This is a genomic window from Faecalicatena contorta (assembly GCF_001404335.1).
Lineage (GTDB): Bacteria > Bacillota > Clostridia > Lachnospirales > Lachnospiraceae > Faecalicatena > Faecalicatena contortus_B.
Window position 1 is genome coordinate 1 of record NZ_CYZU01000071.1, and the last position, 22,479, is coordinate 22,479.

At 45.0% G+C, this 22,479-nt stretch carries 31 protein-coding genes; 30 read left to right on the top strand and 1 reads right to left on the bottom strand.

What is annotated here, in order from left to right; translation table 11 throughout:
- Positions 1-486: 486 nt before the first annotated feature.
- From ARB69_RS22845 to ARB69_RS22985, 30 genes are all read left to right on the top strand, one after another.
- The gene (locus ARB69_RS22845; protein ID WP_055155099.1) at positions 487-1,524 is read left to right on the top strand and encodes a tyrosine-type recombinase/integrase; all 1,038 of its coding nucleotides are present in this window, start codon (positions 487-489) and stop codon (positions 1,522-1,524) included.
- Between the two features lie 210 nt (positions 1,525-1,734).
- A complete protein-coding gene (locus ARB69_RS22855) occupies positions 1,735-1,929 on the top strand; it encodes a hypothetical protein (protein ID WP_055155101.1) in 195 nt (64 codons plus the stop codon).
- Positions 1,910-2,329, top strand: coding sequence for a hypothetical protein (locus ARB69_RS22860; protein ID WP_055155102.1), 420 nt, complete (start codon positions 1,910-1,912; stop codon positions 2,327-2,329). Before ARB69_RS22855 ends, ARB69_RS22860 begins: the two co-directional genes overlap by 20 nt.
- 471 nt (positions 2,330-2,800) lie before the next feature.
- Complete coding sequence (locus tag ARB69_RS22865; RefSeq protein ID WP_242857653.1) at positions 2,801-3,055, top strand: hypothetical protein; 255 nt, start codon at positions 2,801-2,803, stop codon at positions 3,053-3,055.
- Between the two features lie 30 nt (positions 3,056-3,085).
- A complete protein-coding gene (locus ARB69_RS22870) occupies positions 3,086-3,544 on the top strand; it encodes a terminase small subunit (RefSeq protein WP_055155103.1) in 459 nt (152 codons plus the stop codon).
- Entirely contained in the window at positions 3,513-4,802 is a 1,290-nt protein-coding gene (locus ARB69_RS22875; protein WP_083487187.1) for a PBSX family phage terminase large subunit, read from the top strand. The genes ARB69_RS22870 and ARB69_RS22875 overlap by 32 nt, the downstream gene beginning before the upstream one ends.
- Before the next feature lie 11 nt (positions 4,803-4,813).
- Entirely contained in the window at positions 4,814-5,062 is a 249-nt protein-coding gene (locus ARB69_RS22880; RefSeq protein ID WP_055155104.1) for a hypothetical protein, read from the top strand.
- An 11-nt stretch (positions 5,063-5,073) separates the two neighbouring features.
- Positions 5,074-6,471, top strand: coding sequence for a phage portal protein (locus ARB69_RS22885; RefSeq protein WP_055155105.1), 1,398 nt, complete (start codon positions 5,074-5,076; stop codon positions 6,469-6,471).
- A complete protein-coding gene (locus ARB69_RS22890) occupies positions 6,461-8,008 on the top strand; it encodes a polymorphic toxin type 50 domain-containing protein (protein ID WP_070102525.1) in 1,548 nt (515 codons plus the stop codon). Before ARB69_RS22885 ends, ARB69_RS22890 begins: the two co-directional genes overlap by 11 nt.
- Before the next feature lies 1 nt (position 8,009).
- Positions 8,010-8,249, top strand: a complete 240-nt coding sequence (locus ARB69_RS22895) for a hypothetical protein (protein WP_055155106.1) — start codon at positions 8,010-8,012, stop codon at positions 8,247-8,249.
- 56 nt (positions 8,250-8,305) lie between these two features.
- A complete protein-coding gene (locus ARB69_RS26915; RefSeq protein ID WP_157355714.1) occupies positions 8,306-8,476 on the top strand; it encodes a hypothetical protein in 171 nt (56 codons plus the stop codon).
- Between the two features lie 134 nt (positions 8,477-8,610).
- Complete coding sequence (locus ARB69_RS22900; RefSeq protein WP_055155107.1) at positions 8,611-9,318, top strand: DUF4355 domain-containing protein; 708 nt, start codon at positions 8,611-8,613, stop codon at positions 9,316-9,318.
- 18 nt (positions 9,319-9,336) lie between these two features.
- Positions 9,337-10,374, top strand: a complete 1,038-nt coding sequence (locus ARB69_RS22905; RefSeq protein WP_055155108.1) for a hypothetical protein — start codon at positions 9,337-9,339, stop codon at positions 10,372-10,374.
- Between the two features lie 13 nt (positions 10,375-10,387).
- Complete coding sequence (locus tag ARB69_RS22910; RefSeq protein WP_055155109.1) at positions 10,388-10,708, top strand: phage head-tail connector protein; 321 nt, start codon at positions 10,388-10,390, stop codon at positions 10,706-10,708.
- Positions 10,683-11,057, top strand: coding sequence for a hypothetical protein (locus ARB69_RS22915; protein ID WP_055155110.1), 375 nt, complete (start codon positions 10,683-10,685; stop codon positions 11,055-11,057). The genes ARB69_RS22910 and ARB69_RS22915 overlap by 26 nt, the downstream gene beginning before the upstream one ends.
- An 11-nt stretch (positions 11,058-11,068) precedes the next feature.
- Complete coding sequence (locus tag ARB69_RS22920; RefSeq protein ID WP_242857654.1) at positions 11,069-11,563, top strand: HK97-gp10 family putative phage morphogenesis protein; 495 nt, start codon at positions 11,069-11,071, stop codon at positions 11,561-11,563.
- Positions 11,560-11,916: a hypothetical protein gene (locus ARB69_RS22925; RefSeq protein ID WP_050638836.1), complete on the top strand. Its 357-nt coding sequence runs from the start codon at positions 11,560-11,562 to the stop codon at positions 11,914-11,916. The genes ARB69_RS22920 and ARB69_RS22925 overlap by 4 nt, the downstream gene beginning before the upstream one ends.
- Positions 11,917-11,931: 15 nt before the next feature.
- Positions 11,932-12,345 (top strand): phage tail tube protein, encoded by a 414-nt coding sequence (locus tag ARB69_RS22930; protein WP_055155112.1) that lies wholly within the window; start codon positions 11,932-11,934, stop codon positions 12,343-12,345.
- A gap of 35 nt (positions 12,346-12,380) precedes the next feature.
- Entirely contained in the window at positions 12,381-12,836 is a 456-nt protein-coding gene (locus tag ARB69_RS22935) for a DUF6096 family protein (protein WP_055155113.1), read from the top strand.
- Between the two features lie 8 nt (positions 12,837-12,844).
- On the top strand, positions 12,845-13,207 hold the full coding sequence (locus tag ARB69_RS22940) for a hypothetical protein (RefSeq protein WP_083487188.1): 363 nt from the start codon (positions 12,845-12,847) through the stop codon (positions 13,205-13,207).
- Between the two features lie 4 nt (positions 13,208-13,211).
- The gene (locus tag ARB69_RS22945) at positions 13,212-16,709 is read left to right on the top strand and encodes a hypothetical protein (protein ID WP_055155114.1); all 3,498 of its coding nucleotides are present in this window, start codon (positions 13,212-13,214) and stop codon (positions 16,707-16,709) included.
- Positions 16,710-16,721: 12 nt separating this feature from the next.
- The gene (locus ARB69_RS22950) at positions 16,722-17,081 is read left to right on the top strand and encodes a hypothetical protein (protein ID WP_055155115.1); all 360 of its coding nucleotides are present in this window, start codon (positions 16,722-16,724) and stop codon (positions 17,079-17,081) included.
- A gap of 10 nt (positions 17,082-17,091) precedes the next feature.
- Positions 17,092-17,328: a hypothetical protein gene (locus tag ARB69_RS22955; protein WP_050638830.1), complete on the top strand. Its 237-nt coding sequence runs from the start codon at positions 17,092-17,094 to the stop codon at positions 17,326-17,328.
- Positions 17,328-17,717: a hypothetical protein gene (locus ARB69_RS22960; RefSeq protein WP_055155116.1), complete on the top strand. Its 390-nt coding sequence runs from the start codon at positions 17,328-17,330 to the stop codon at positions 17,715-17,717. Before ARB69_RS22955 ends, ARB69_RS22960 begins: the two co-directional genes overlap by 1 nt.
- A gap of 16 nt (positions 17,718-17,733) precedes the next feature.
- A complete protein-coding gene (locus tag ARB69_RS22965; protein ID WP_055155117.1) occupies positions 17,734-19,842 on the top strand; it encodes a hypothetical protein in 2,109 nt (702 codons plus the stop codon).
- Positions 19,843-19,857: 15 nt separating this feature from the next.
- A complete protein-coding gene (locus tag ARB69_RS22970; protein WP_055155118.1) occupies positions 19,858-20,769 on the top strand; it encodes an Ig-like domain-containing protein in 912 nt (303 codons plus the stop codon).
- Positions 20,770-20,781: 12 nt separating this feature from the next.
- Positions 20,782-21,150, top strand: coding sequence for a PF13754 domain-containing protein (locus tag ARB69_RS22975; RefSeq protein ID WP_055155119.1), 369 nt, complete (start codon positions 20,782-20,784; stop codon positions 21,148-21,150).
- Entirely contained in the window at positions 21,102-21,377 is a 276-nt protein-coding gene (locus tag ARB69_RS22980) for a hypothetical protein (RefSeq protein WP_157355716.1), read from the top strand. The genes ARB69_RS22975 and ARB69_RS22980 overlap by 49 nt, the downstream gene beginning before the upstream one ends.
- On the top strand, positions 21,377-21,553 hold the full coding sequence (locus ARB69_RS26920; protein ID WP_157355718.1) for a hypothetical protein: 177 nt from the start codon (positions 21,377-21,379) through the stop codon (positions 21,551-21,553). Before ARB69_RS22980 ends, ARB69_RS26920 begins: the two co-directional genes overlap by 1 nt.
- A 1-nt stretch (position 21,554) precedes the next feature.
- Complete coding sequence (locus ARB69_RS22985) at positions 21,555-22,139, top strand: hypothetical protein (RefSeq protein WP_055155121.1); 585 nt, start codon at positions 21,555-21,557, stop codon at positions 22,137-22,139.
- Here the strand turns inward: ARB69_RS22985 and ARB69_RS27505 are convergent.
- Positions 22,140-22,479: hypothetical protein (locus ARB69_RS27505; protein WP_207643125.1), on the bottom strand; the 340-nt coding region annotated here is incomplete at its 5' end.

Consider the following 22,479-nt stretch of genomic DNA (forward strand, 5'->3'; position numbering starts at 1 on the left):
CGGCTATCGAAGAATTAGGATCATTTGCGAATGGTATGTGTGGCAATATAGAAATTATTGAAATTCCGGATAATATCGAATGGGAAATTAGTGATTATGATGGATTTGAAACAATACATGAAAAACATCAAAGCTGGTAACTAAGCCGCAATTTAGTTCGAAAGGAGTAAAAAGATGGATGATTTAACTATGGCAATATTTTGGTCTTGGGTGCCGATGTGGGTATTTTTTAATGGGATAGCAAAATGCATTAGAGCATGGAAAGGGTTATCCAATGATGGTATGAATCTTAACACGGTCAATAAGATTGTTTAACCATAAGACATTCCGGCGTAGGGAACCGGGATTAGAAATTTAATTGGGTGAGTGAGTTTTTTGATAACTAAAAAAATAAGCAGCGGACTCATTGTCTTGGCGGACTGTCTGCTGCTCACTTACCTAAGGACAGTATACCATGATAGTCCTTGGGTTTCAAGGAGGATTATTATGAGTACACAAATGATAAAATCACAGATGAGAGACGCGATATTGGTAGGTATGGCAGAGTACGTGGATAAGGCAGTATTGCAGATATTGAGTAATCTGATCGAGGAGCAGCTCGTAAGAGTCAATGTCGAGGAGATTACGACCCTGCCGGCAGAAGTCAACAATAGTATAGATGAGCAAAATAAGTATGTTATACAGCTGTTTTTAATCAAAAAAGAAGAGCTTAAAGAAGAGACCAAATATAATTATCTGAACGCCATTAAGAAGCTGCTGACTCAGATCGATAAGCCACTGATCGAAATGACCGACATCGATATTAAGCAGTACCTCAGGTGGTACGAGCGCCGTAACGAGGACAAGACAGGCAAGATCAATAAGCCCAGTACGGTCAACAATGAGCGGCGGTATCTGTCTGCATTTTTTAATTGGATGAGGATTGAGAAGCTCTTGTTTGACAATCCAGTTGAGTCGGTCGGAAAGAAACGTACAGACAAAGGGCAAATTGATTATTATACGCAGGAGGAATTGGAAAAACTGCGTGAAGGATGCCAGACAAAGCGCGACCGGGCCATGATCGAGGTATTGCGCAGTACGGGCCTGCGGGTGGGTGAGTTTTGTAACATCAATATTGAGGACGTGGATTTTAAAACGGGCGATGTTTGGATCCAGCGCGAGAAGGGCGGACTTAACACCCCAGCGTATATCGATGAGGCCGCCATGTACTACCTGCGGGAGTATCTTAATGAGCGAGAGGATGATTGCGAGGCGCTGATCGTTGGCAAGCGGGCGCCGTATAGTAGGCTTAAGCCCTGCGGCGTGAGAGCCGTTCTGAAAGACATTGCACGGAGGCAGGGTATGTCCTGTAAGGTATACCCGCACAAGTTCCGCAAAACGCTCGGAATGACCCTCAAAAACAAGGGGTACGACCTGGGAGTCATCCAGGAGGTGCTGGGGCACACCAGCCCCGCTACGACAAGCAAGTATTACGCGGAATCTACGTCTGATACATTACGCAGCATCAGACGGCAGGCTGCATAAGGAGGGATAAATTGAAAAAGAGAAAAAGAAAAAACCGAAAAGAAATAGCACGAAGTTTCCAGGGGCATTATGGGGTAATGGCCCGAAAGGAGTCATCGCGCATGGCACGGTGGTGGTTCAGGCGGCCTGCGTATCAGGTTAACGGGTTATCTGATAAGGCGCGCGGTCTGATCAGAGCGCAGGGATCCCAGATAGAGAGGAGTGGGCCGGATGACCTACAAGGAGCTGACTGATTATATATTCAGCCGGATGCAGCATAGCGATCATAAAATGTCTGAGCAAGTGCCGGATGATGTAGCTGATATGATTAAGGGCGGGTCTGGGCATATTGATCCCGCACGGTACGTAGCCAGCAAGTGTGACATCAAGAGAGGAGTTGACGCGGTTGGACAAAAAAATACTTGAGGATTACATAGATGCCTGTGCGGTTCTGGAGCAGACCGAAGCGGAAATCAAAAAATTGAAACGTAAACAGAAGACTGTCGTTAAAACAAACGTGGAGGGCAGTAATCCAGAATGGCCTTACGAAAAGAAGCATTTTACTATACAGGGTACTACATTGACATATAGAGATGATGGGCAGCTTAGAATTGAGGAACAAATAAAAGAGAGGCAGAAGAAAGATGCAGAGGAACTGAAACTGATGGTCGAGGAGTGGATGCTTACCATCCCATTCCGGATGCGACGGATAATTGAATATAAATTCTTTCACGGGCTAAACTGGGAAGAAGTTGCTAAATTGATGGGGCGGAAGTGTACAGGGGATAGCGTTAGAATGGAATTTAACAATTTCATGAAAAAGTAATTTCGCTTTTTTCGGACTTTTCGTTTTATGTTTGCTATAGTATAAAGTGAAATTGGTGGGTAATTACATGATGATCCTCCTTCATCGTTTTGAACAACGTCCTGCGCATTAGCGAGGGGCGTTTTTGTGTGGAGTATATCATCAATGGCAGATGTGCAGGGTAGCGCCCTGTGTCTCGGTTCGATTCCGGGCCCTCCCATTACCCATGTTTTTGTTGCGGTTGTTCATGGGTGTAACTAATAACAATAATTCAAAAAGTCATTGTTCAACTTAGTATTCAGCATTGGGCATCAATGTGTCGTACAAGAACCGCAACAGTGGGCGGCGGTCACTACCCGGCTGCCGCTTATCTCAGAAAGGAGCCAATAATGAAAGTAAATATACTTGGTACTGATTATAAAATAAAAAAGTGTAAAATTTCGGAAGATAAACATATGAAAAAAAATGAATCTTTCTGGGTATTGCGCTGAAATGGGAAAATACATAGTTATTGCTGATATGACGGATCCTGAGTATTTTCCAAATATGGATATATCGGAGCAGGAAAGATACAGGAAGGAAGTATTGAGGCATGAGATAATTCACGCATTTCTTAATGAGTCCGGGTTATCTAATTGCTCAAGTACCCCGGAAGGGCCGTGGGCTAAACACGAAGAAATGATAGACTGGATTGCGATCCAATCACCGAAACTCTTTAAGGCATTCAAAGAAGCGGGAGCATTATAACTAACTGAAAAGAAGGAGAGGTGAGCCGTTATGGCATTAACAGAAAAACAAAAAATATTTGCGGATGAATACTTGATTGATCTGAATGCTACAAGGGCTTACCGAGTAGCATATCCATCCGTAAAGAATGATGATACAGCTGCCGCAGCAGGATCAAGATTGTTAAAGAATGTTAAGGTTGCGGTATATATTGATCAAGAGCTTGAAAATCTCCGGTCTGAGCGTGTTGCAGATGCGCAGGAGGTTATGGAACATTTGACAGCCGTTATGCGCGGAGAAGTAAAAGAGGAAGTCGTAGTGGTCGAGGGAGCAGGAGAGGGATACAGCGAAGCAAAAATAATTGAAAAGCAAATTGCGGAGCGTGACAGGATCAAGGCCGCTGAGCTGCTTGGCAAAAGATATTCCATGTTTACGGACAAAGTTGACGTAAACGGCGTGGAAGGCGTGGTGATTGTGGATGACATCCCAAAGCCAGATAACACAAGTTAGACTTACAGATTTAATTGCCCCGTCATTTTATGGACTCCACCGGGATATAGCGGAGCATAATCACACGCATTATAAGCTGTCCGGTGGGCGCGGATCCACAAAGTCATCTTTCATCAGCATCGAGATTATCTTTGGCATGATGCAGGATCCGGCGGCGAATGCCATTGCTATGCGCCGCGTAGGACGATTCCTGGAAGAATCTGTATTTGAGCAGCTACGATGGGCAATAGACGCCCTAGGTGTGGCAGACAAATGGAAAGTAAGGCTTTCTCCTCTGGGTCTGACATATATACCCTATGGAAATAAAATCATATTTCGGGGTGCGGACGATCCTCAGAAGATCAAATCCGTAAAACTCAAAAATGGCTATTTCAAATACATATGGTTCGAAGAACGGTCAGAATTTGAAGGGCCGGAAGAAGAACGTACAATACTCCAATCACTCATGAGAGGCGGTTCGGATTATTTTGTTTTCTACAGCTGGAACCCACCTAAAAGCATGAACAACTGGGTAAACCAGGATGTGCTGGAAGAACGGCCCGACACTGCAGTTAGCCACACGGATTACAGGACAGTGCCCAGGGAATGGCTTGGAGAACAGTTCTTCATAGAGGCAGAACACCTGCGAGAAACTAAGCCAAAAGCCTATGAGCATGAATACCTTGGCATTGCAACCGGAACTGGTGGAGCCGTATTTGAGAATGTCACTGTTCGGACGATTACAGATGATGAGATAGCAATATTTGATAGGATTAGGCAGGGGCTTGACTTTGGCTATGGAGCTGATCCATTGGCGTATATCAAAATGCATTATAACAGCAAGCAGAAGCGCCTTTTTTTATTTGGTGAGATATATGCCGTCAAGTTGGGAAATACCAAAGCCGCGCGGGAGATACGCAAATTCAACCCGCTGAACAAAATTATTACTGCTGATTCCGAGGAGCCGCGTGCTATAGCTGCATTAAATGAGCTGGGGTTACGAATTATTGGAGCCAAGAAAGGCCCTGGATCTGTGGATTATGGCATGGAATTTCTGTCCGATGAACTGGAAGAGATAATAATTGACCCGAAGCGCTGCCCGAATGCAGCGAGAGAGTTTACAAGCTATGAACTGGAAATGGATAAGGACGGTAACTTTAAAGGCAGCTATCCGGACAAGAATAATCATACGATCGATGCTGTCCGTTATGGCATGGAAGACAGCATGATCAGAAGGAAGGCAAAAATTAAGAACAAGGCGAAAGCCGGATTCCATTAAGGAGGATAAAAATGTTTTTTAAAAAGAAAAAGGAAATTGAAAAGTTAAAACGTGAAATAGATAGTCTTACAACTGCCAACACCGCATTAACTAGATCAAATAAGGAATTGGAAGAAAAATTAAATGCCGACTATATTGACACGGATTTTTGTGCTGTATGTGAGAATGGAATTCCATTAAAAAATGCTTTTGGAGACTTGTATGGTGCTAAATGTGCTCTTAAATGTGAGTGCGAAAATTTTGAGAGAAAACCACAGTGAGGTGATATGAGATGCGTGTGTTTACGATGCCCGCTCCTGAGTGGGACGAGAATAACATAGATAAGCAGGCAGTCAGGCACCTGATTCTGAAGCATAGGGCATGTGTAAAAGACTTAGCACAGCTCAAAGCCTATTACAAAGGCAAGCACAAGATATTGTCGGATGAGGGCCGGGAGAATAAGCTGGTGTGCAATCACGCAAAAGATATAGCAGACACAGCTACGTCCTATTTTATAGGCAATCCTGTGAGCTATAAAAGCAATGCCGATATCAGGCCCCTGACGGATGCCCTGGAGCTGGCCGGAGCGGATGAAGCTGACATGGATAACGGGCTGGATCTGAGTATCTATGGACGGGCTTACGAGTATATTTATACCAAGCAGGACGGCACCGATTTAATCATAAAGAATCTCCCCCCGGAAAACACATTTGTTGTTTATGATGACAGCATAGAACAGAATGAGCTCTTTGCTGTCTATTATTATGCCCAAGTGGATTCGAGAGACGAGAACAAAACAGTCTATGTGGCTACCATCTTGACTCAGAATTATAAGTACATGGCGGTCATCGAAGACATGGAGGGGCCGCAGGGGTTCATGGAGAGACCAGAACCGCACTTTAAGGGCGAGGTGCCTGTCATTGAGTACCTAAACAACAAGCTGGCTATTGGGGATTATGAGCTGCAGATCCCGCTGATCGATGCGTACAACGCGCTGATGAGTGACCGGATCACGGATAAGGAGCAGTTTATAGACTCTATCCTTGCCCTGTATGGGGCGCTACTATCCGATGAAGATGAAGAATATGAAGAAGATGGAAGCGGCAGCCAGACCGCAATGGAGCATCTTAAGGAAGAGAAATTGCTGGAACTTCCGACAGATGCGAAAGCAGAATACCTAACCCGAACATTCGATGAAGCGGGCGTAGAAATCTTGAAAAAAGCCATCGAGCAGGATATTCATAAGTTCTCCCACATCCCCTGCCTGACGGACGAGAGCTTTGGCGGCAACGTCTCCGGCGTTGCGATGGAATTTAAGCTGCTGGGCATGGAAAATATCACAAAGATCAAGACCAGGTATTACAAAAAGGGGTTACGTAAGAGGCTGCGGATCTTTACCAACTATTTGGCTACGCGGTCGGGAGTCCGTGTTGACATCTCCGGGATCGCCCCAACGTTTACCCGCGCCATGCCTAAAAACCTATTGGAGATCAGCCAGTATGTGGCCAACCTCTGGGGAAAAGTAAGCCGGAAGACCTTATTATCACAGATCCCCTTCGTGGAAGACCCAGAAGAGGAGCTGAAAGCTGTAGAAAAAGAGGAAGTGGATAATCTGAAAAAGCAGAAGGAACTTTTCGGGAATCAGCCGAACGAGCCTCCGGAAGGCGGAGAGATAGACGATGAAGAGTAATACTTATTGGGAGCGGCGACAGGTTCAAGATGCCTTTAATTATTTCCAGAAGGCAGAAGATACGGCTGATCAAATCGCGAAAGTATACCTGAAAGCATCCCGGCACTTATCGCTGGAAGCAGACGAGATTTTCGAACGATATCAGACAAAACATGGATTGTCAGAGGCAGAAGCCAGGCGGCTTATTAATACTCTGCAGGATAAGACATCCCTGGATGAACTGCTGCAGAAACTCCGTAATGGTGATAAGGATCAATCAAAAAAGGATCTGCTTTCGCAGCTGGAGGCTCCTGCGTATCAAGCACGATTGGAACGGCTGCGGCAGATGCAGAATCAGCTTGATTTGATCATGAGGAATGTGTATCAACAGGAAAAGAACTTTAGCACCAGTTTCTATACCGACCTCGCGAATGAGTCCTATTACCGCAATATATTCAATATTCAGCAGCGCGCAGATGCTGCTTTCTCATTTGGCCACGTCTCAGCTAAAATGATTGATCGTGTGATCAACAGCAGATGGTCCGGAGAGAATTACTCGGACAGGATCTGGAAAAACACTCAGGCGCTGGCACAAAATCTGAAAGAAGAGCTACTTATCAACCTGATTACCGGCCGGACGAACCGTGATGCAGCCAATATCATAGCCAATAAATTCGGGCAGGGAGTCAGCAACGCCCGCCGATTGGTAAGGACTGAAAGCAACTATGTCTCAACAGAAATGAATTTTAAGGCTTATGAAGAATGCGAAGTCGAAGAATATCAATATCTAGCTACACTGGATCTGAAGACATCTCTCGTATGCCGGAATCTGGACGGAAAGATATTTCCTGTAAAAGAAAAGCAGATAGGTCTTAATTGCCCGCCCATGCATCCATGGTGCAGATCCACAACGATCTCGGTTATTGACAGGGCTCTCATTGATAAGATGCAGAGATCTGCGCTTGATCCGGCCACCGGCAAGAGGATCAAGGTGCCTCGGTCGATGTCGTACTGGGATTGGTATGATAAATATGTCAGGGGCAAACCAGAGGTTGAGCTGGAAGAGAAGAAGATCAAGAACCGATCTTCCGATAGAGCTCAGCATAAACGGTACCGTGATATTATCGGTAAAGATACCCCTAAAACGCTGGATGATTTCCAAAATATGAAGTATAATGATACTGACAAATGGAATTCGCTGCATACAAAATACCTGGATGCAAAACTGAAAATGAAAATCCAGTCGGATGCTACCAACAAGACAATTGATCCGGGTAAACAGGGGAAACATATCGTAGGGCATAATAATTATGTAAAAGGGCACAGTTATCTTAAAATTTCTGCCGAAGAAGCACAGCAGCTTGTGAATAAATATGCTGGTACGGGAGAATTAAAAAGAGACAGAGCCGGAAAATGGACCAACAAAGAATTTATATCAGCCGATAAGAAAATTGGTGTTGTCGTGGATCAACAGACTGGAAAAGAGTATCCAACCTCACGGTTTTCGATTCACTACGCCAAAAATGGCGTGCACATAGTCCCGAGAAAGGAGGGGTAAAATGTTGGAAGGAAAAGAACTGGAAATGTATCATGCAGAAAATAAAAATGTTAAAGTGACTCTAACCGATGGAGAAATCCTGGAAGGTTACTGCAGAGAGTTTTCCTGCGAGTACGACAACGATCCGGAAGAAGCGAGTATTACTCTTCAGGACCCGGTGCAGGCTAAGACAGGCAAAACATTAAATCAATCAACTGAAATATTTGAGCATGAAATTGAAAAAATTGAATACAAGAATTAATACCACCCGTCATTTCTGGCAGGTGGTATTTTTATGCAAAAAAGGAGGTGATCAAAATGAAAAAAGTAAAAGTAATCAAACGGTATAACGACGTAGAATTAAAGGCCATACAGGATCCCGGTACGATTTTGGAAGTAAGCGACAACCGGGCGGATCATCTTGTACGTGAGGAAATGGCCGAATACGTCACAGAATCCGGAAAGAGAGAAGAGGGGAAGAAAGGGTAAGGTGATCCAATATCTCCCTTTGAGACGCGGGGTGAAGCGTCTTATTTTTGTGTCCGCAATGACATTAAACTAAAAAAAATCAATTGCAATGGCCTGGGCGTAAGAATGGGCTGGGGCAGAAAGGATGATTAAAAATGAGGAATAAATATTTTAAACTTGCGTGCTGCAGGATACCAATGAACATTCAGTTTTTCGCGGAGCCAGGAAATGACGCTGGGGCCGATGTCGGCAATGGCGGTGGATCCGGAGGCGAAGGGGGATCGGGCGGCACCGGTGGCGACGATTCCGGCGGTAACGGCGGGACAGAACCACCAACTTTTGACGAGCTGCTAAAAGGCGGCCACCAGGCAGAGTTTGACCGCAGGGTACAGAAAGCTATTGATACAGCACTTACAAACGCACAGCAGAAGTGGAATGCTCTTACGGATGATAAGCTGTCTGAGGCCGAGAAACTAGCGAAGATGACTCAGGGAGAGCGGGACAAGTATAATCAGCGGAAAAAGGAGAAGGAATTAGCCGACAAAGAAGCTGCCATTACCAAGCGGGAACTGATGGCGGAGGCTAAGATTACGCTGGCAGAAAAGAAGCTCCCTGTAGGGCTTGCAGAAGTGCTGAGTTACACAGATGCGGACTCCTGCAACAAATCCATCGACGCCGTTGAAAAAGCCTTCCAGGAGGCGGTAGAGGCGGCTGTACAGGACAGATTAAAAGGCGGCACACCGCCAGGAAGAGCGCCTGAAAGTACAGTAACAAAAGAAGAGTACTCCAAAATGGGGTACGCAGAGAGGCTTAAATTAAAAACAGAAAACCCAGAGCTGTTTAAGCAGTTATCTGGAAAATAAGAGAGGAGATATTAAGATATGCCAGGAACAATTTTTGGAATTCCGTTTGACGAGGAATTATTTTTACAGATGTGGAACGAGGCACCGGATCCGTATCTAACTGCAATGATCGATTCCGGAGCAGTGGTTGAGGACCCGACAATAGCAGGGATGATCCGGACAAGCGGAAATATTTACACGATCCCGTTTTACGATACTCTGGATGGAGAGGATCAGAACTATGACGGGCAGACAGATATCACAGTATCTGAGGTTGGAGGAGGCTTTCAGACCGGCGTTGTTTACGGCCGTGCGAAAGGCTTCTTCGCGAGAAACTTCACCGCAGAGCTTTCCGGCGCTGATCCGATGGGGCACATTGTATCTACTATCGCGAGATACTGGCAGAAACGCCGTCAGATGCGTCTGATCGGGATCACAAATGCAGTATTCAGCCTTACCGGGGCAAGCGGTAACGCAAAAACATGGGCTGATACCCATAGCTTAGACCTTGGTTCTGACACGGCCAGCGCGAGGGTGATTGCGGAGACAGACCTTAATGACCTTGCCACACTGGCGTGCGGGGATCATAAGGATCAGTTTGGGCTTGCGATTATGCATTCCAACGTTGCAAAGACGCTGGAAAACAAGCAGCTCCTGGAATACTGGAAATACACAGATTCCAATGGAATTCAGCGTCCAATGAATATTGCCAGTGTAAATGGCTATACAGCGCTCATCGACGATGGTGTGCCGTGTGAAACTGTCGGAGGAGAGGGAGCAAATAAGGATCTCAAAAAGTACACGACCTACCTGTTTGGCACCGGGGTTATCCGTACCGCAAAAGGCCGGGTTGATGTACCGGCTGAAATCAACCGGGATGCAAAGAAAAACGGCGGGCAGGATGAGCTTATCACAAGGATGAGAGAGACACTCCATCCAAACGGATTTAGTTTCAAGGTGCCGTCTTCTGGGTGGACACAGTCCCCGACGGATGCGCAGCTCTTTGCAAAAGCAAACTGGGACATTAAATTTGACCCGAAAGCAATCCCAATGGCACGGTTAATTACAAACGGTTAAGGATGTGGTCTAATTGAGAGATATTGAAATTCTCGAATTAATGACAGGTGAGACTAATTACGAGCTGCTCTCAGTACTGCTTGATGAAGCTACCGAGTATGTGCTGGCGTATACCAACCGCACCATTATGATCCCTGCGCTGAAAAAGACAGCCAGGGATCTGGCGGTGATCGCGCTGAACAGGATTGGCACCGAGGGTGAGTCTGGGCGCAGCGAGGCCGGCGAAACATACAGTTTTGACAATGCCCCGAAACATATCTACGACATCCTAAATAGATACCGGCTTGTACGGATAGGGGGTAAGACACATGAGGCTAAAACGCAGCAGAGTTAGGACGTATTTCCATAAAATCAGAACTGTCAAAAAGGACAAAGAAGGAAGCACGTATGAGGAGTACGGCAATGCCACGTCTTTTCAAGGAGAGGTGTGGCCTGCTTCCGGAAAGGTTCAGGCAGCGATGTATGGCGACAAACTGTCATATATCCGCAATATAAAAATTGCAGGAACATATGAAACTGTTACCGATAGCAATGGCAAAGTACATTATGTATACCCGGGCGGTCTGGACATAACCGAATCAGATGGGTTATGCCTGTATGTTACCGAAAACAATGATCCTGATTATAAGATTATCTCCATTAAACCGTATCAACCATTAAGGCTGGAGGCAGAGCGATTATGATTCTCGGGAAGATGGAATTAGAAAATAAATTGAAAGATCTGTCAGATATCAGCCTACGGAAGGGAGTAGGCAGAGGCATATCGTTGGTTCAGGAATCCGCAAAAAGCAATTGCCCCTCTCATGACGGCGAACTACGCCAGAGCATATACAGCCATACAGAAGAAGATGAAAATGTTATAAGGGGGATATGCGGGCCTGCAGCGAAGCATGGGGTGTATGTCGAATTAGGAACCGGGCCAAAAGGCCAAGCAAAACATGCGGGAATATCGCCAGAGGTTACAGTGGCATATACTCAGTCCCCGTGGTGGATTCATGAAGGCCTCGGAGAAAACGAAATAGACCGGGCAACGGCTGAACATTATCATTTCTTTCATATTGACACTCCGCAGGGGCGATTTTATCAATGTTCTGGCCAAGCGGCACAGCCGTATCTTTATCCCGCTCTCAAGGATAATGAAGATGAAATTGTTCGGATTATTGCCAAGGAGGTAAAGAAACAATTATGAAAAACGTAAAAGACCAGGTGTACGAGGCGTTACGGAATGTATTTGAGTATGTGTCGGATCAGTATCCAAAAGAATGGGCGAACTTTCCGACGTTGCAATATACCGAGGAGGATAACCGGGTACACGAACATACAGAGAAAGAGGATAAATCTTATGTACGTTACCGGGTTGACATATGGCATAATCGATCTACATCGGATGCGGCGCTGGAAGTTGACAGGGCACTGTCAGCACTGGGGCTGGTAAGGACGCTGTGCCAGGATGCCCCCGACCCGTCAGGGCTGAAGCATAAGGTGATGAGATATGAAGGAATTATTGACATGTATACAGACCTTGTATACTGGCCGAATTAGGAAAGGAGAAAAAGAATGTTAGCAAATGGTGCAAAATTAGGATACAAAGCAACAAAAGAGGCGAGCACGTATACGGATCTGCCAGGACTTAAAGAAATCCCGGATATGGGTGTGGATCCTGAGAAGGTAGACGATACGTGTCTAACTGACAAAAATAAGATATATGAAAACGGAATCGGAGATTTGGGAGACATGATATACAAATTCCGATTTGACAATAAAAGCGCAAAGTCTACATACCGTATTCTTCGCGGACTGCAGGACAGCGGGGAAACGTACAGTTTCCAGGAAACACTGCCTGATGGTACTGTCACTACGTTTGACGCCCAGGTATCTGTAAAAAGGACAGGCGGCGGTGTAAATGGTGTAATTGACTGCGACGCTACGATGATGATACAGAGTGACCTTGTAGTAACAGACCCGGCATAATAGCTGGGTCAATTTATTTTAAGGAGGAATAGGTAATGCAGGGAATAGATGATGAATTAAAACAGGAACTGATAACAGATGATTCTGAAAGTGAAGAAAAGGTCGTTGATTTTGGAGAGGAAAAGAAAAGAAGAAAGGCTTTCCACATTTGGAATGTCGGCGACAACGAATATAAATTGAAGTTGCGGGCAAGCATTATCTGCAAACTGGAAGAGAAATATAAAAGAAATCTGCTTGACATTGTGTCGATGGGGAGCTTCCCGCCGCTGAATATCATGCTGACAATCATCCAGGCGGCGATGTTGCCATGGCACCATGGCATTAAATATAAGGAGGTACAGGATATCTACGAAAGATACGTAGAAGAGGGCGGCAGCCAAACAGATCTTGTGTCTAATGTTTTAATGCCGACGTTGGCGGTCTCTGGTTTTTTTACGCCGGATCAGGCGGAGTCGATGGAGGAGAAGTTGCAGGAAGAACCTCTGCTGTAAGGCCGACTTTGTCGAAATACATATATGAGCTTTACCCGAATGCTTTAGACTGTGGTATCAAAATAAATGAGTTTTGGGATCTGTCAGTTCAGGAAATCGAGGATTATATCGAGAGTTATAACCGAAAAGCGAAAAGGCGGATAAGAGAACGGGTGCTGTGGCAGCATGCTGTAGTTGATCTACTTGATGAGAGACTTATCGCAAGATTTTGCGAACAAAAAATACAGTTTACTAAACCATGGGATCGTTACCCAGAATTATTTGAAGAAGAAAGGCTTTTATACGAACAGCAGGAGCAAGCAGAAAAAGCCCTCAGTATGGGCGAATCAAGAAGAGCCTATGCCGCAGAATTTAATCGTAGGAGGAGGTGACGGAATGGACATAGAAAAACTTCGAGTTATTCTCGAAATGGAAAAGAAAAATTATTCCAAAGAGCTTGAGAAAGCACGAAAAGAAACCAAACAGGCCACCGACCAGATTGAAGCCGAAATGGAAAAAGTAAAGCAATCTACAGGCAAGATGGGGTATGGGCTTGATAAGTCTCAAGTCGAGATCCAATCAACAATGCAAAAAATGAGGGATGCTTTTTCTGCACCCTTGCGGGCAATACAAGCCCTGCGGGAAAAAATGGCGATGTCAAATCCTAATGTTGTTAAAACAGACGAGTATGAAAACCTTCAGGCGGAGATCGAAAAAACAGAAGCTAAGATAAAATCATTGAAGCGTGAGCAGCTTGATTTGATGGACAGCGGAAAAGGCAGGGTTTTAACGGCAGAATACAAAGAGATAGCTAAATGCGTATCCGATGCTGAGAAAAGGCTGAATTCTCTTCTTGCAAAGGAAGAAAAATTTAGATCCACGGGAGGAAATACAAGAAGCCGGACCTATAAAACCCTTATGTATGACATCGAAGAAGCAAGGAACACACTTGGGGCCTATAAAGCTGACTTGAATGACATAGAAGAAAATGGTGTGGTGTCAGAACATTCAGCAGCTTGGAAAAAGCTACAGTCCCAAATAGATGAGGCCAAGGAAAAGTTAAAGGGATATAACACCGAGCAAGCAAAGATGGAGTCAGAAGGGAGCGCTTACACTGCGAGAGGATTCAACACGTCAGGGATGCGGAATGCTTCCGGGGTGGGCGGTAAGTTTAAGAAAATTTTCTCCGGCTTAAAAAACGTCTTCTCATCGATTACCACCGGGATAAAAAAGGCTTCGGGAGCATTTGGAGCTCTCATACAAAAATTTGCAACAGGTATTCCCATCATAAAAAGATTTACAGGAGCGGTGAATAAAAATGGAAATGCATTTGGCGGTGGATTATTTAAGGTATTGAAGTATTCCTTAGGAATCCGAAGTCTGTTTGTGTTGACAAATAGATTAAGGGGAGCATTGGTTAATGGTTTTAAAAATTTGGCACAATACAGTGACCAGACGAATGCAAGCTTGTCAATGCTGATGTCATCCCTGACACAGCTTAAAAATGCGTTTGCCACAGCTTTTGCACCTATTCTTGAGGTGGTGGCGCCACTGCTTAATACGCTGATCCAGAAGGTTACGCAGGCGGTATCTGCGATAGGCATGTTGTTCTCCTCGTTGACTGGAAAATCTTATTTTACCTCCGCGAAAAAGGTAAACCAAGATTATGCAGCAAGCCTAAACCAAAACGCAAACAGCGCGAATGAAGCCAATGAAGCCAATAAAGAACTGCAGAGGACATTGCTTGGTTTTGACCAGATAAACAAATTAGACGATGATACATACAGTGCGCCAAGCGGGGGAACCCCGGGTGTACTTGATCCCTCCGATATGTTTGAAGAAGCGCCTATTGGCAATAAGATCAAGGAATTTGCAGATAAGCTGAAGGATGCCTGGAGGAATGCAGATTTTACGGAAATCGGCCAAATAGTAGCCGACAAACTAAACCACGCCCTGGAGAACATCCCCTGGGGCAGGATTCGTGCCACGCTGAACAGGATCGCAAAGAGTATCGCGACTTTCCTGAACGGATTTCTGGAAAGAATGAATTGGGAGCTTGTTGGCGATACAATTGCCCAGGGGTTAAATACAGCGTTTGAATTTGTGAACACCTTCGTGAAAAATTTCCATTGGGATTCCCTGGGGAAAGCTATTGGGAAGCTGATAAATGGGGCATGCAATGGGCTTAACTGGGATCTGATACACGGGACATTGAAAGGGATTGTCGAGGGCATAACCACATCAATTCGGAATATCCTGGACACAGCGGATCCTAAACTGGTCGGTAATACATTGGGAAATTATATACATTCCTTCATTCTGATCGGATACACTGCTGTAACCACATTCCCGTGGGCGAAACTTGGGAAGACACTCGGGGAATGCATTAATGGCGCTATCGAGAAAATCGACCTGCCCATGCTCGGCACCACAATCGGCAAGCTGATAACCGGCATATTCTCTTTATTCCGGAAATTGGCTGGAACAATAGAATGGGACGAAGTAGGCAAGGAAATAGCGACAGGACTCAACAATATGTTTAAGGAGCTGGATCCGGACGAGATCGCAGAAGGAATTAACAATGTCGTTAACGGCCTATGCGAAATGCTGGGGACATTTTTAAAAGAAGTTGACTGGGGCGAATTATTTGGGAAAATAGTTGAGATCTGGAATAAGCTGGACTGGAAAGTGAAACTTGGGGTAACGGCCCTTGTTATAGGCAAGGCACTGTTTGGAGCCCTGGGCCTCGTGTTCAAAAGCCCGGCGTTATCTTCGGGGCTTGCAGAAGCATTTGGCGGGAGCATAGCAACCGCTCTGAAGGCTGTACCAATGGCCCTTGCAGGAGCAGCAGGCATTGGATTCATCGGGTTTAACATATTCGATGTATTTAAGGACATGCGGGAATCCATAAAGAATAAGGACATATTCGGGATTGTGGATTCTATTAAAGGCTTCTTCTCTTTGCCCGACATACCAAATTCCATGAATGCGGGCATTAAAAAAGCATTGGATGCAGTCGGATTTTATGATCCGATACGTGAGAAATTTGCAGACTGTAAGGAATGGTTAATTGATAAAGGTGTAGGTACCATCGAGGGACTTATAAGCGGTATTGAAAATAAGTATCCAGATGTACAGGCGTTTTTCAAAGGATTACCGGGCGACATTAAAGCGCAAGCTGGAAACGCAGGATCTTGGCTGTTAGAGAAGGGCCGGTCAGCCATTGACGGCCTGAAAAGCGGTTATGAATCTAAAATTGGTACATTTTTCTCGAAGGTGCAGCGCCTTAAGGATGAAACATTCTTTGCTATAGGCGACTTACTGGGAAAAGTAAGACCGAAAGGCGGGGATATTGCATCCGGCCTTACAGGCGGGTTTAATGACAACAAGAAGACCCTGCTCTCGACAATATCCAATATTCCCGATCTGATCAAGAGCGGCCTGGGGGATTTAGGGACCATAGGGCGGAATGCAATTCAATCATTCGCAAATGGTTTTTCATCTGTTCACATCCCGATGCCGCATATAGGTATGGATTGGAGTAAGGTTACCCTGGGAAAGACAAGTTTTAGCATCCCTAATTTCCGGTTAAGCTGGTATGCCGCTGGCGGGTTCCCGGATGCGGGAGAAATGTTCGTTGCGCGCGAAAATGGCCCTGAAATGGTCGGGCGAATGGGAAACAGGAATGCTGTAGCAAATAACGGACAGATCGTTGAGGGTATTAAAAAGGGTGTATATGACGCCGTTGTATCTGCCTTTTCGCAGTTTAAAGCAGGGGATGGGCAGGAGGTAAATATAAATGTGTACCTCGGAACTAAACAAGTAACAGATGTATTCATCGAAGATATTAACAATAGGACAATATCTACAGGCGTATGCCCGATTAGGTTATAGGGGGGTGACAGTGTGGACAACTTGGTTATTGGCGGTGTTACAATGCCAATCCTAAAAAAAGACGGTCTTGAAATCAAAAAAGAGAAGATATGGTCGAAGAACACGGGGAGGTCGTCTTCGGGTGACATGATAGGCGACATCGTCAAGATAAAATACACCCTACATTGCGAATGGCCCCCATTAAATAAAGGAGATGCAGCCAAAATAGACGCGGCTGTGTCTCCTTCTTTCTTTAACGTGACCTTCACCGACGTAGGAGGGGCGCGAGTAACGAAAGTGTTTTACGCTGGATCACCTGTATACCCTGTGTACAGTTACGTTTCCGGTGTGAAAACATATCATGGGGTCACAGTCGATCTGATAGAAAAATAGGAGGAGCAAGATGTTAAAAACAACAAAAAGCATTTCCCTGACGGGAAACAGCATGATTAACGACAAGCCAGTGGTCTATATGCAGGCAAGTATATCTACCGGCGGAGGGACAACCAGCCATTCAAGCAGCATCCAGGACAAGGCATTATATGAGTCAAACAAAACTGAGTGCCGGCAGGATATGGCTGCATTTGACGCTATGGTATATGAGATCGAGGATACAATGCAGACGGAGGTATCGCAGTAATGAAAATCAAAAACAGCCAGGTAGTGACTTTTTTGAACGGGGTTGCAGATATCCAATCAAAAATGCTACCTACTAAAGTCGGATATGCAATTGCAAGGAATATAGCACTGTTAGAATCCGTTGCAAAAGCGTACGAAGAGGAGCGCACAAAAATTATTGATAAGTATGCTAAAAAAGGCGAGGATGGAAGATATATCGTCGTGGGAAATACTTATGATATCCAGGATATGGCAGGTTTTGGGGCTGATATGGATGAGCTGCTGGGAATTGAAAACGAGGTTGCAATTCACACCGTTTCGCTATCGGAACTGGAGAAGTGCGACTTAGAACAGTTCGATGCACTCACAGTAAAAGACCTTAAACTGCTGGATTTCATGACAGTAGATTAGGCCGGGAGGTGGGAGAATGTATCAACCATCTGCGGCGTTTGCGGAATTGATACAGAAAGATTCCCGGACGTTTAAGTCAAAACTAATTATTGGCCAGAATGAAATCGAGACAGACATTAAAAGCATTATTCTAAGAGGGGGATCCAATAGTGGATCCTCTTTTATTATTGGAAGTTGTATCAGCCAGTATATCGAAGTGGAAATGGCGAAACAGACGATCCTCATTGAAAATAAAGAACTTGAATGGCGTATAGGAGCAAATATCTCAGATACGGTAGAAGAATACATTCCAATGGGTTTTTTTACGGCAAATAAACCAGAAGCCGATGAGGATATGGTAAAGTTCACGGCATTTGACCGCATGATGAAAACGGAAAGGGCGTATTTTTCTTCCCTGCCTGCATCCACAACAACTGTGGCCGTACTAAAAGAAATGTCTACGTTTCTTAGCATCCCCATAGTAACTACAGGGCTATCAGCAATAACAATAAAACGCCCGGATGGTTACACCTGCAGAGAAGTTCTATCTTACATATCGCAGATGTATGCAGGGTTTGCTATATGTAACCGCCAAGGACAAATTGAAATAAAAAAATATGCAGTATCCAACATAAGTATTGCCCCCACAAGATACTGGGACACTTTTAAACATAATGACTTTCCGTATACATTCCAAAAGATCGTGTGCTATACAGGCAAAGATGAAAACGGAGAAAGCATCTCTATAACCGCTGGCAGTGGAAACCGAGAACTTACAATATCCAACCCGTTAATGACCCAGAGTATCTTAAACAGTGTGGCGGCGGCTCTGAAAGGGTTCAGCTACATGCCTGGAAGCCTTCGGTTTCTGGGAGATCCTCGGATAGATCCGTGGGACATCATTAAGGTGTCGGATCGGGATGGCCACATCTATTCTGTTCCGGCCATGAGCATGACACAAGATTTTGATGGCGGGATGACCACCAGTGTGGAAGCCCCCGGGGAATCTGAAACGGAAGAGCAACAAGGATTTAAGGGCCCTGTTACGCAGGCAATAGAGCGTTATGCTGTACAACTTGCCTTGGTAGATCATGCAATCGTTAATAAGTTGGATGTCAATGTGGCCAACATCACCTATGCAAAGATAACGGACTTGGAAGCCACAAATGCTATTATTACAAAGCTAAAGACTGAAGATTTAGTTGCAATAAATGCAAAGATAAATACTGCAAATATCAATCTTGGAAACATTGAAAACTTGCTATCGGGGAATGCCGGAGTTGGTGATCTGACAAATATACATCTAACCTCCCAGAACGCGGTCATCGAGAGCGCACTGATAAAAAGCGCGGTAATGCAGTCCGTGACAGTGAATGATCTGCTGGCGGGCACCATCTATACTAACAAATTTCAAATTTGGTCAGATGAAGCTGGCGGCATGAAGATATTCGGGTCTACTCAGCAGTGGATGGACAAGGATGGAAGGATAAGGATGCAGGCGGGACTTGGGTCCGATGGAGCATTTAATTACTATATCGTGGATGCTGCGGGAAATACGATGTTTGATGCCCTTAACGGCGTGTCTGCCGCAGGCATTAAGGCACCGATAATTAAGGACAGCATGGTGGCTGATGATGCAAATATCAATGGTAACAAAGTTGATGTTCAGACTCTGACGCAAAATATCAACGGCAGCAATGTTCAGATATTAGGTAGTAAAGTTGTTATTGATGGAACTAGCCAGACGATATCGGCAAAGTTTGATAGCATGCAGGAGGAGATTGACAGCATATCTGCTTCGGGTGGTGGATATATCTTGCAGACCTATGTAGAGGGCGGTCATACGGGTGACGGTGAGACGGCAACGATACATGCCAGACTATATGCGAGTAACAAAGAGGTAACAGAGACTTTCGGCCCGGAGCACTATGTCTGGAGCCGGCTGTCGGAGGATGATTCGGGGGACGACGCATGGAATGGGAAACGGATTACCGGATATTCCATACAGCTTTCCGGTACGGATGTGACGATGATGGCAAATTTCGAATGTAAATTTCTGATTTGGGATGAGTTTGAAATCATTACCAAGGAAGGGGCAAGCCTGCAGACGAAGGCCGGAGAGCAATTAATCGCAAAATGTATCTAAAAAGGAGAATGAAATATGAGTGTAAAAGCAGTTCAGGCCACCATAAATGGCCAAAGTTACAATCTAACATTAAACAGCAGCACCGGTAAATGGGAGGCCACTGTTACAGCCCCTTCGACGTCGTCATACAAACAGTCGGGGCATTACTACGGCGTATCTTTAAGGGCAACTGATAATGCAGGCAATGCAGTGACCAAGGATGCCTCAGACGCTACCTTGGGCAGTAGCCTACGACTTATAGTCAAAGAGAAGGTTGCGCCGGTGATCACGATCACAGCACCTTCTGCAAATGCATTGATTATAAATAATAAACCGGCAATTATCTGGACTGTAACCGACAACGATTCGGGAGTCAATCCGGATACAATAAAACTCACAATAGATTCTGGGACTGCAATCACCGGAAGCAGCATCACCAAAGAAGCCATTACCAATGGTTATAAGTGCACTTATACGCCTACAACCGCACTTTCTGACGGCAGTCATACAATTAAAGTGGACGCATCAGATTACGATGGGAATGCGGCGGCACAGAAGAGCAGCACATTTAAGATTGACACTGTACCTCCGGTATTATCTGTCACATCCCCGGCTAATGGTCTGGAAACGAATCAAGCAAAAGTAACAGTGGCAGGAACAACCAATGATGTAACGAGTAGCCCAGTTACCCTTACTATCAAACTTAATTCCGGAACCGCAGAAGCTGTTACAGTTGCATCTGATGGTAAATTCAGCAAGGAACTGACTCTTACGGCTGGAACCAATACCATTACAATCGTAGCCACGGACGGGGCCGGAAAGAGTACTACAGTTACAAGGACTGTGAAACTAGATACAGTGGCTCCTGTGATTAGTGCTGTGACAATGGTCCCGAATCCGGTGGATGCCGGAAAGACATTTGTAATTACTGTAACTGTTACTGACTAAGGCGGTGCGCCTATGGTCGATAGAGTTATTGGAAAAGCAAATGATTTCGAACTGATCTTCGTGCGTAAGGAGGGGGACTGCTGGGAAGCGGTTACCCCTCCAAATGTATATGGAGAGTATCCGGTAGAGCTGTGGGCATACGATACGGCCGGTAATGTCTCATATATGGCCACCATGCTGTATATCGTGAGTGAACATACTCTGCAGGCTTATCTGATACCGATTGAATATGCAGGGATATTGGACAGCCAGGAACTGATTGCCAAACTAGATAAATTGGGCCTAGAAGCCGTATTAGCAGAGTTGAAAATTTTACAAGGAGGTGTAGATCATTGGAGAGAATCAGCTTTGACTTTGGAGAAAAAAGACACGTACGCATGACTGTCAAAATTACATCAGGAGAAGACCTCCCATTTCTGATCCGCACCGCAAAGTGGGAACTACTTGATGAGTCAGGAATCATCGAAGATTCTGGAGATTGCATGATTGAGGAGCATGATCTAGATGCGTACATTAATCCTCTCAAGTCTGAATCCTATACCCTCAGATATATCTATGAGGTGGCAGACGAAATATGGGTTGATAAATTAAGGGTGGTGGTTTCCTGATGGCGGCACCGAACATTGTGATAAGCGCGGTTAAGATTACCCCTCAGACTGTTACTGTAGGGGAGAAAATCGTAATCAGCGTAACAATAGTACCGGAACAGTTTAGGATAGCCACAAAGGCGGGAGAAAATCTTCTGGACAAATCCGGAAATGAATTGATATGCAAGGAGGAATAATATGGCAACAAAAAAACTGCAGGATTTAACTGCATCAACAAGCCCAGGCGATGCAGATATACTTTTAATTGAGGATACGGCTGCAACGAAGAAAATAACATTTCTAAATCTATTCAATCGGATCAAAACGAAATTAAGCCTGGCCACTGTTGCCACAAGTGGCAAATTAGCAGACACTGTTAAAGACGCAAATAACCGTACAATTACGGACGCTGAACGGACAAAATGGAACGGGTACGGTACTTCTATTGATTCACTAAATAGCAATTTGCAGATTAATGTTGTGGACTATGAGTTGGCACGGTGCACATACAGCTCAGGAAACGTCTACACGCAGAACGGAAGGCTTGTCTTCAACCTCACAGCTAAAGTTAACACGACAGTGAATAGTTACGATGAGATTATACGTAATCTACCGGCAATACGTGCCAACATGGTTGCTTTGAACTTCTTTGACGTTACGAAAGAAAGTAAACTCGCCACTTGTATCTGCCAAAACGGAGTTGTCAAACTTATCGGCGGCAGTGGAAATCTCCCCTCTATAAATGATGCAATTGTAATCACTGGAGAGTGCCTGCTCAAATAATTATTTTGATCGGGCCACGAAAGTCTCATTAATATTTACGCCTACTCCTTTTGCGGTATCTGCTGTGAGCGCGTAGGTTACTTTGCCGTCTACATCAATTGATAATCTCAATAGTCGATTCGTGGATGCAGAACAAAGTCCATATTTTATGATTTTATACGGGGGCCGATATGTTTCCGGTAACGTGCCAATTACTAATTCTGCATCGGCTGGCACATCTTTATCCAGGAGCCCGGCACAATGCAGTTGCATAGTCCTCCCGCTTACAATGACATTAGTCACAGGATAATAGGTCGAGTTAATCAGATTAAAATTAGCCGCGTTCAAATTGCTATTTAGT

What these genes read in the sequence shown, in the direction of transcription:
- ARB69_RS22890 (WP_070102525.1), top strand. Translation starts at nt 6,461, where the DNA reads ATGAAGAGTAATACTTATTGGGAGCGGCGACAGGTTCAAGATGCCTTT.
- ARB69_RS22955 (WP_050638830.1), top strand. Translation starts at nt 17,092, where the DNA reads ATGTTAAAAACAACAAAAAGCATTTCCCTGACGGGAAACAGCATGATT.
- ARB69_RS22895 (WP_055155106.1), top strand. Translation starts at nt 8,010, where the DNA reads ATGTTGGAAGGAAAAGAACTGGAAATGTATCATGCAGAAAATAAAAAT.
- ARB69_RS22870 (WP_055155103.1), top strand. Translation starts at nt 3,086, where the DNA reads ATGGCATTAACAGAAAAACAAAAAATATTTGCGGATGAATACTTGATT.
- ARB69_RS22880 (WP_055155104.1), top strand. Translation starts at nt 4,814, where the DNA reads ATGTTTTTTAAAAAGAAAAAGGAAATTGAAAAGTTAAAACGTGAAATA.
- ARB69_RS22985 (WP_055155121.1), top strand. Translation starts at nt 21,555, where the DNA reads ATGGCAACAAAAAAACTGCAGGATTTAACTGCATCAACAAGCCCAGGC.
- ARB69_RS22975 (WP_055155119.1), top strand. Translation starts at nt 20,782, where the DNA reads ATGGTCGATAGAGTTATTGGAAAAGCAAATGATTTCGAACTGATCTTC.
- ARB69_RS22945 (WP_055155114.1), top strand. Translation starts at nt 13,212, where the DNA reads ATGGACATAGAAAAACTTCGAGTTATTCTCGAAATGGAAAAGAAAAAT.
- ARB69_RS22960 (WP_055155116.1), top strand. Translation starts at nt 17,328, where the DNA reads ATGAAAATCAAAAACAGCCAGGTAGTGACTTTTTTGAACGGGGTTGCA.
- ARB69_RS22885 (WP_055155105.1), top strand. Translation starts at nt 5,074, where the DNA reads ATGCGTGTGTTTACGATGCCCGCTCCTGAGTGGGACGAGAATAACATA.
- ARB69_RS22905 (WP_055155108.1), top strand. Translation starts at nt 9,337, where the DNA reads ATGCCAGGAACAATTTTTGGAATTCCGTTTGACGAGGAATTATTTTTA.
- ARB69_RS22970 (WP_055155118.1), top strand. Translation starts at nt 19,858, where the DNA reads ATGAGTGTAAAAGCAGTTCAGGCCACCATAAATGGCCAAAGTTACAAT.
- ARB69_RS22875 (WP_083487187.1), top strand. Translation starts at nt 3,513, where the DNA reads ATGACATCCCAAAGCCAGATAACACAAGTTAGACTTACAGATTTAATT.
- ARB69_RS22900 (WP_055155107.1), top strand. Translation starts at nt 8,611, where the DNA reads ATGAGGAATAAATATTTTAAACTTGCGTGCTGCAGGATACCAATGAAC.
- ARB69_RS22935 (WP_055155113.1), top strand. Translation starts at nt 12,381, where the DNA reads ATGCAGGGAATAGATGATGAATTAAAACAGGAACTGATAACAGATGAT.
- ARB69_RS26915 (WP_157355714.1), top strand. Translation starts at nt 8,306, where the DNA reads ATGAAAAAAGTAAAAGTAATCAAACGGTATAACGACGTAGAATTAAAG.
- ARB69_RS22855 (WP_055155101.1), top strand. Translation starts at nt 1,735, where the DNA reads ATGACCTACAAGGAGCTGACTGATTATATATTCAGCCGGATGCAGCAT.
- ARB69_RS26920 (WP_157355718.1), top strand. Translation starts at nt 21,377, where the DNA reads ATGGCGGCACCGAACATTGTGATAAGCGCGGTTAAGATTACCCCTCAG.
- ARB69_RS22865 (WP_242857653.1), top strand. Translation starts at nt 2,801, where the DNA reads ATGGGAAAATACATAGTTATTGCTGATATGACGGATCCTGAGTATTTT.
- ARB69_RS22930 (WP_055155112.1), top strand. Translation starts at nt 11,932, where the DNA reads ATGTTAGCAAATGGTGCAAAATTAGGATACAAAGCAACAAAAGAGGCG.
- ARB69_RS22845 (WP_055155099.1), top strand. Translation starts at nt 487, where the DNA reads ATGAGTACACAAATGATAAAATCACAGATGAGAGACGCGATATTGGTA.
- ARB69_RS22925 (WP_050638836.1), top strand. Translation starts at nt 11,560, where the DNA reads ATGAAAAACGTAAAAGACCAGGTGTACGAGGCGTTACGGAATGTATTT.
- ARB69_RS22965 (WP_055155117.1), top strand. Translation starts at nt 17,734, where the DNA reads ATGTATCAACCATCTGCGGCGTTTGCGGAATTGATACAGAAAGATTCC.
- ARB69_RS22920 (WP_242857654.1), top strand. Translation starts at nt 11,069, where the DNA reads ATGGAATTAGAAAATAAATTGAAAGATCTGTCAGATATCAGCCTACGG.
- ARB69_RS22915 (WP_055155110.1), top strand. Translation starts at nt 10,683, where the DNA reads ATGAGGCTAAAACGCAGCAGAGTTAGGACGTATTTCCATAAAATCAGA.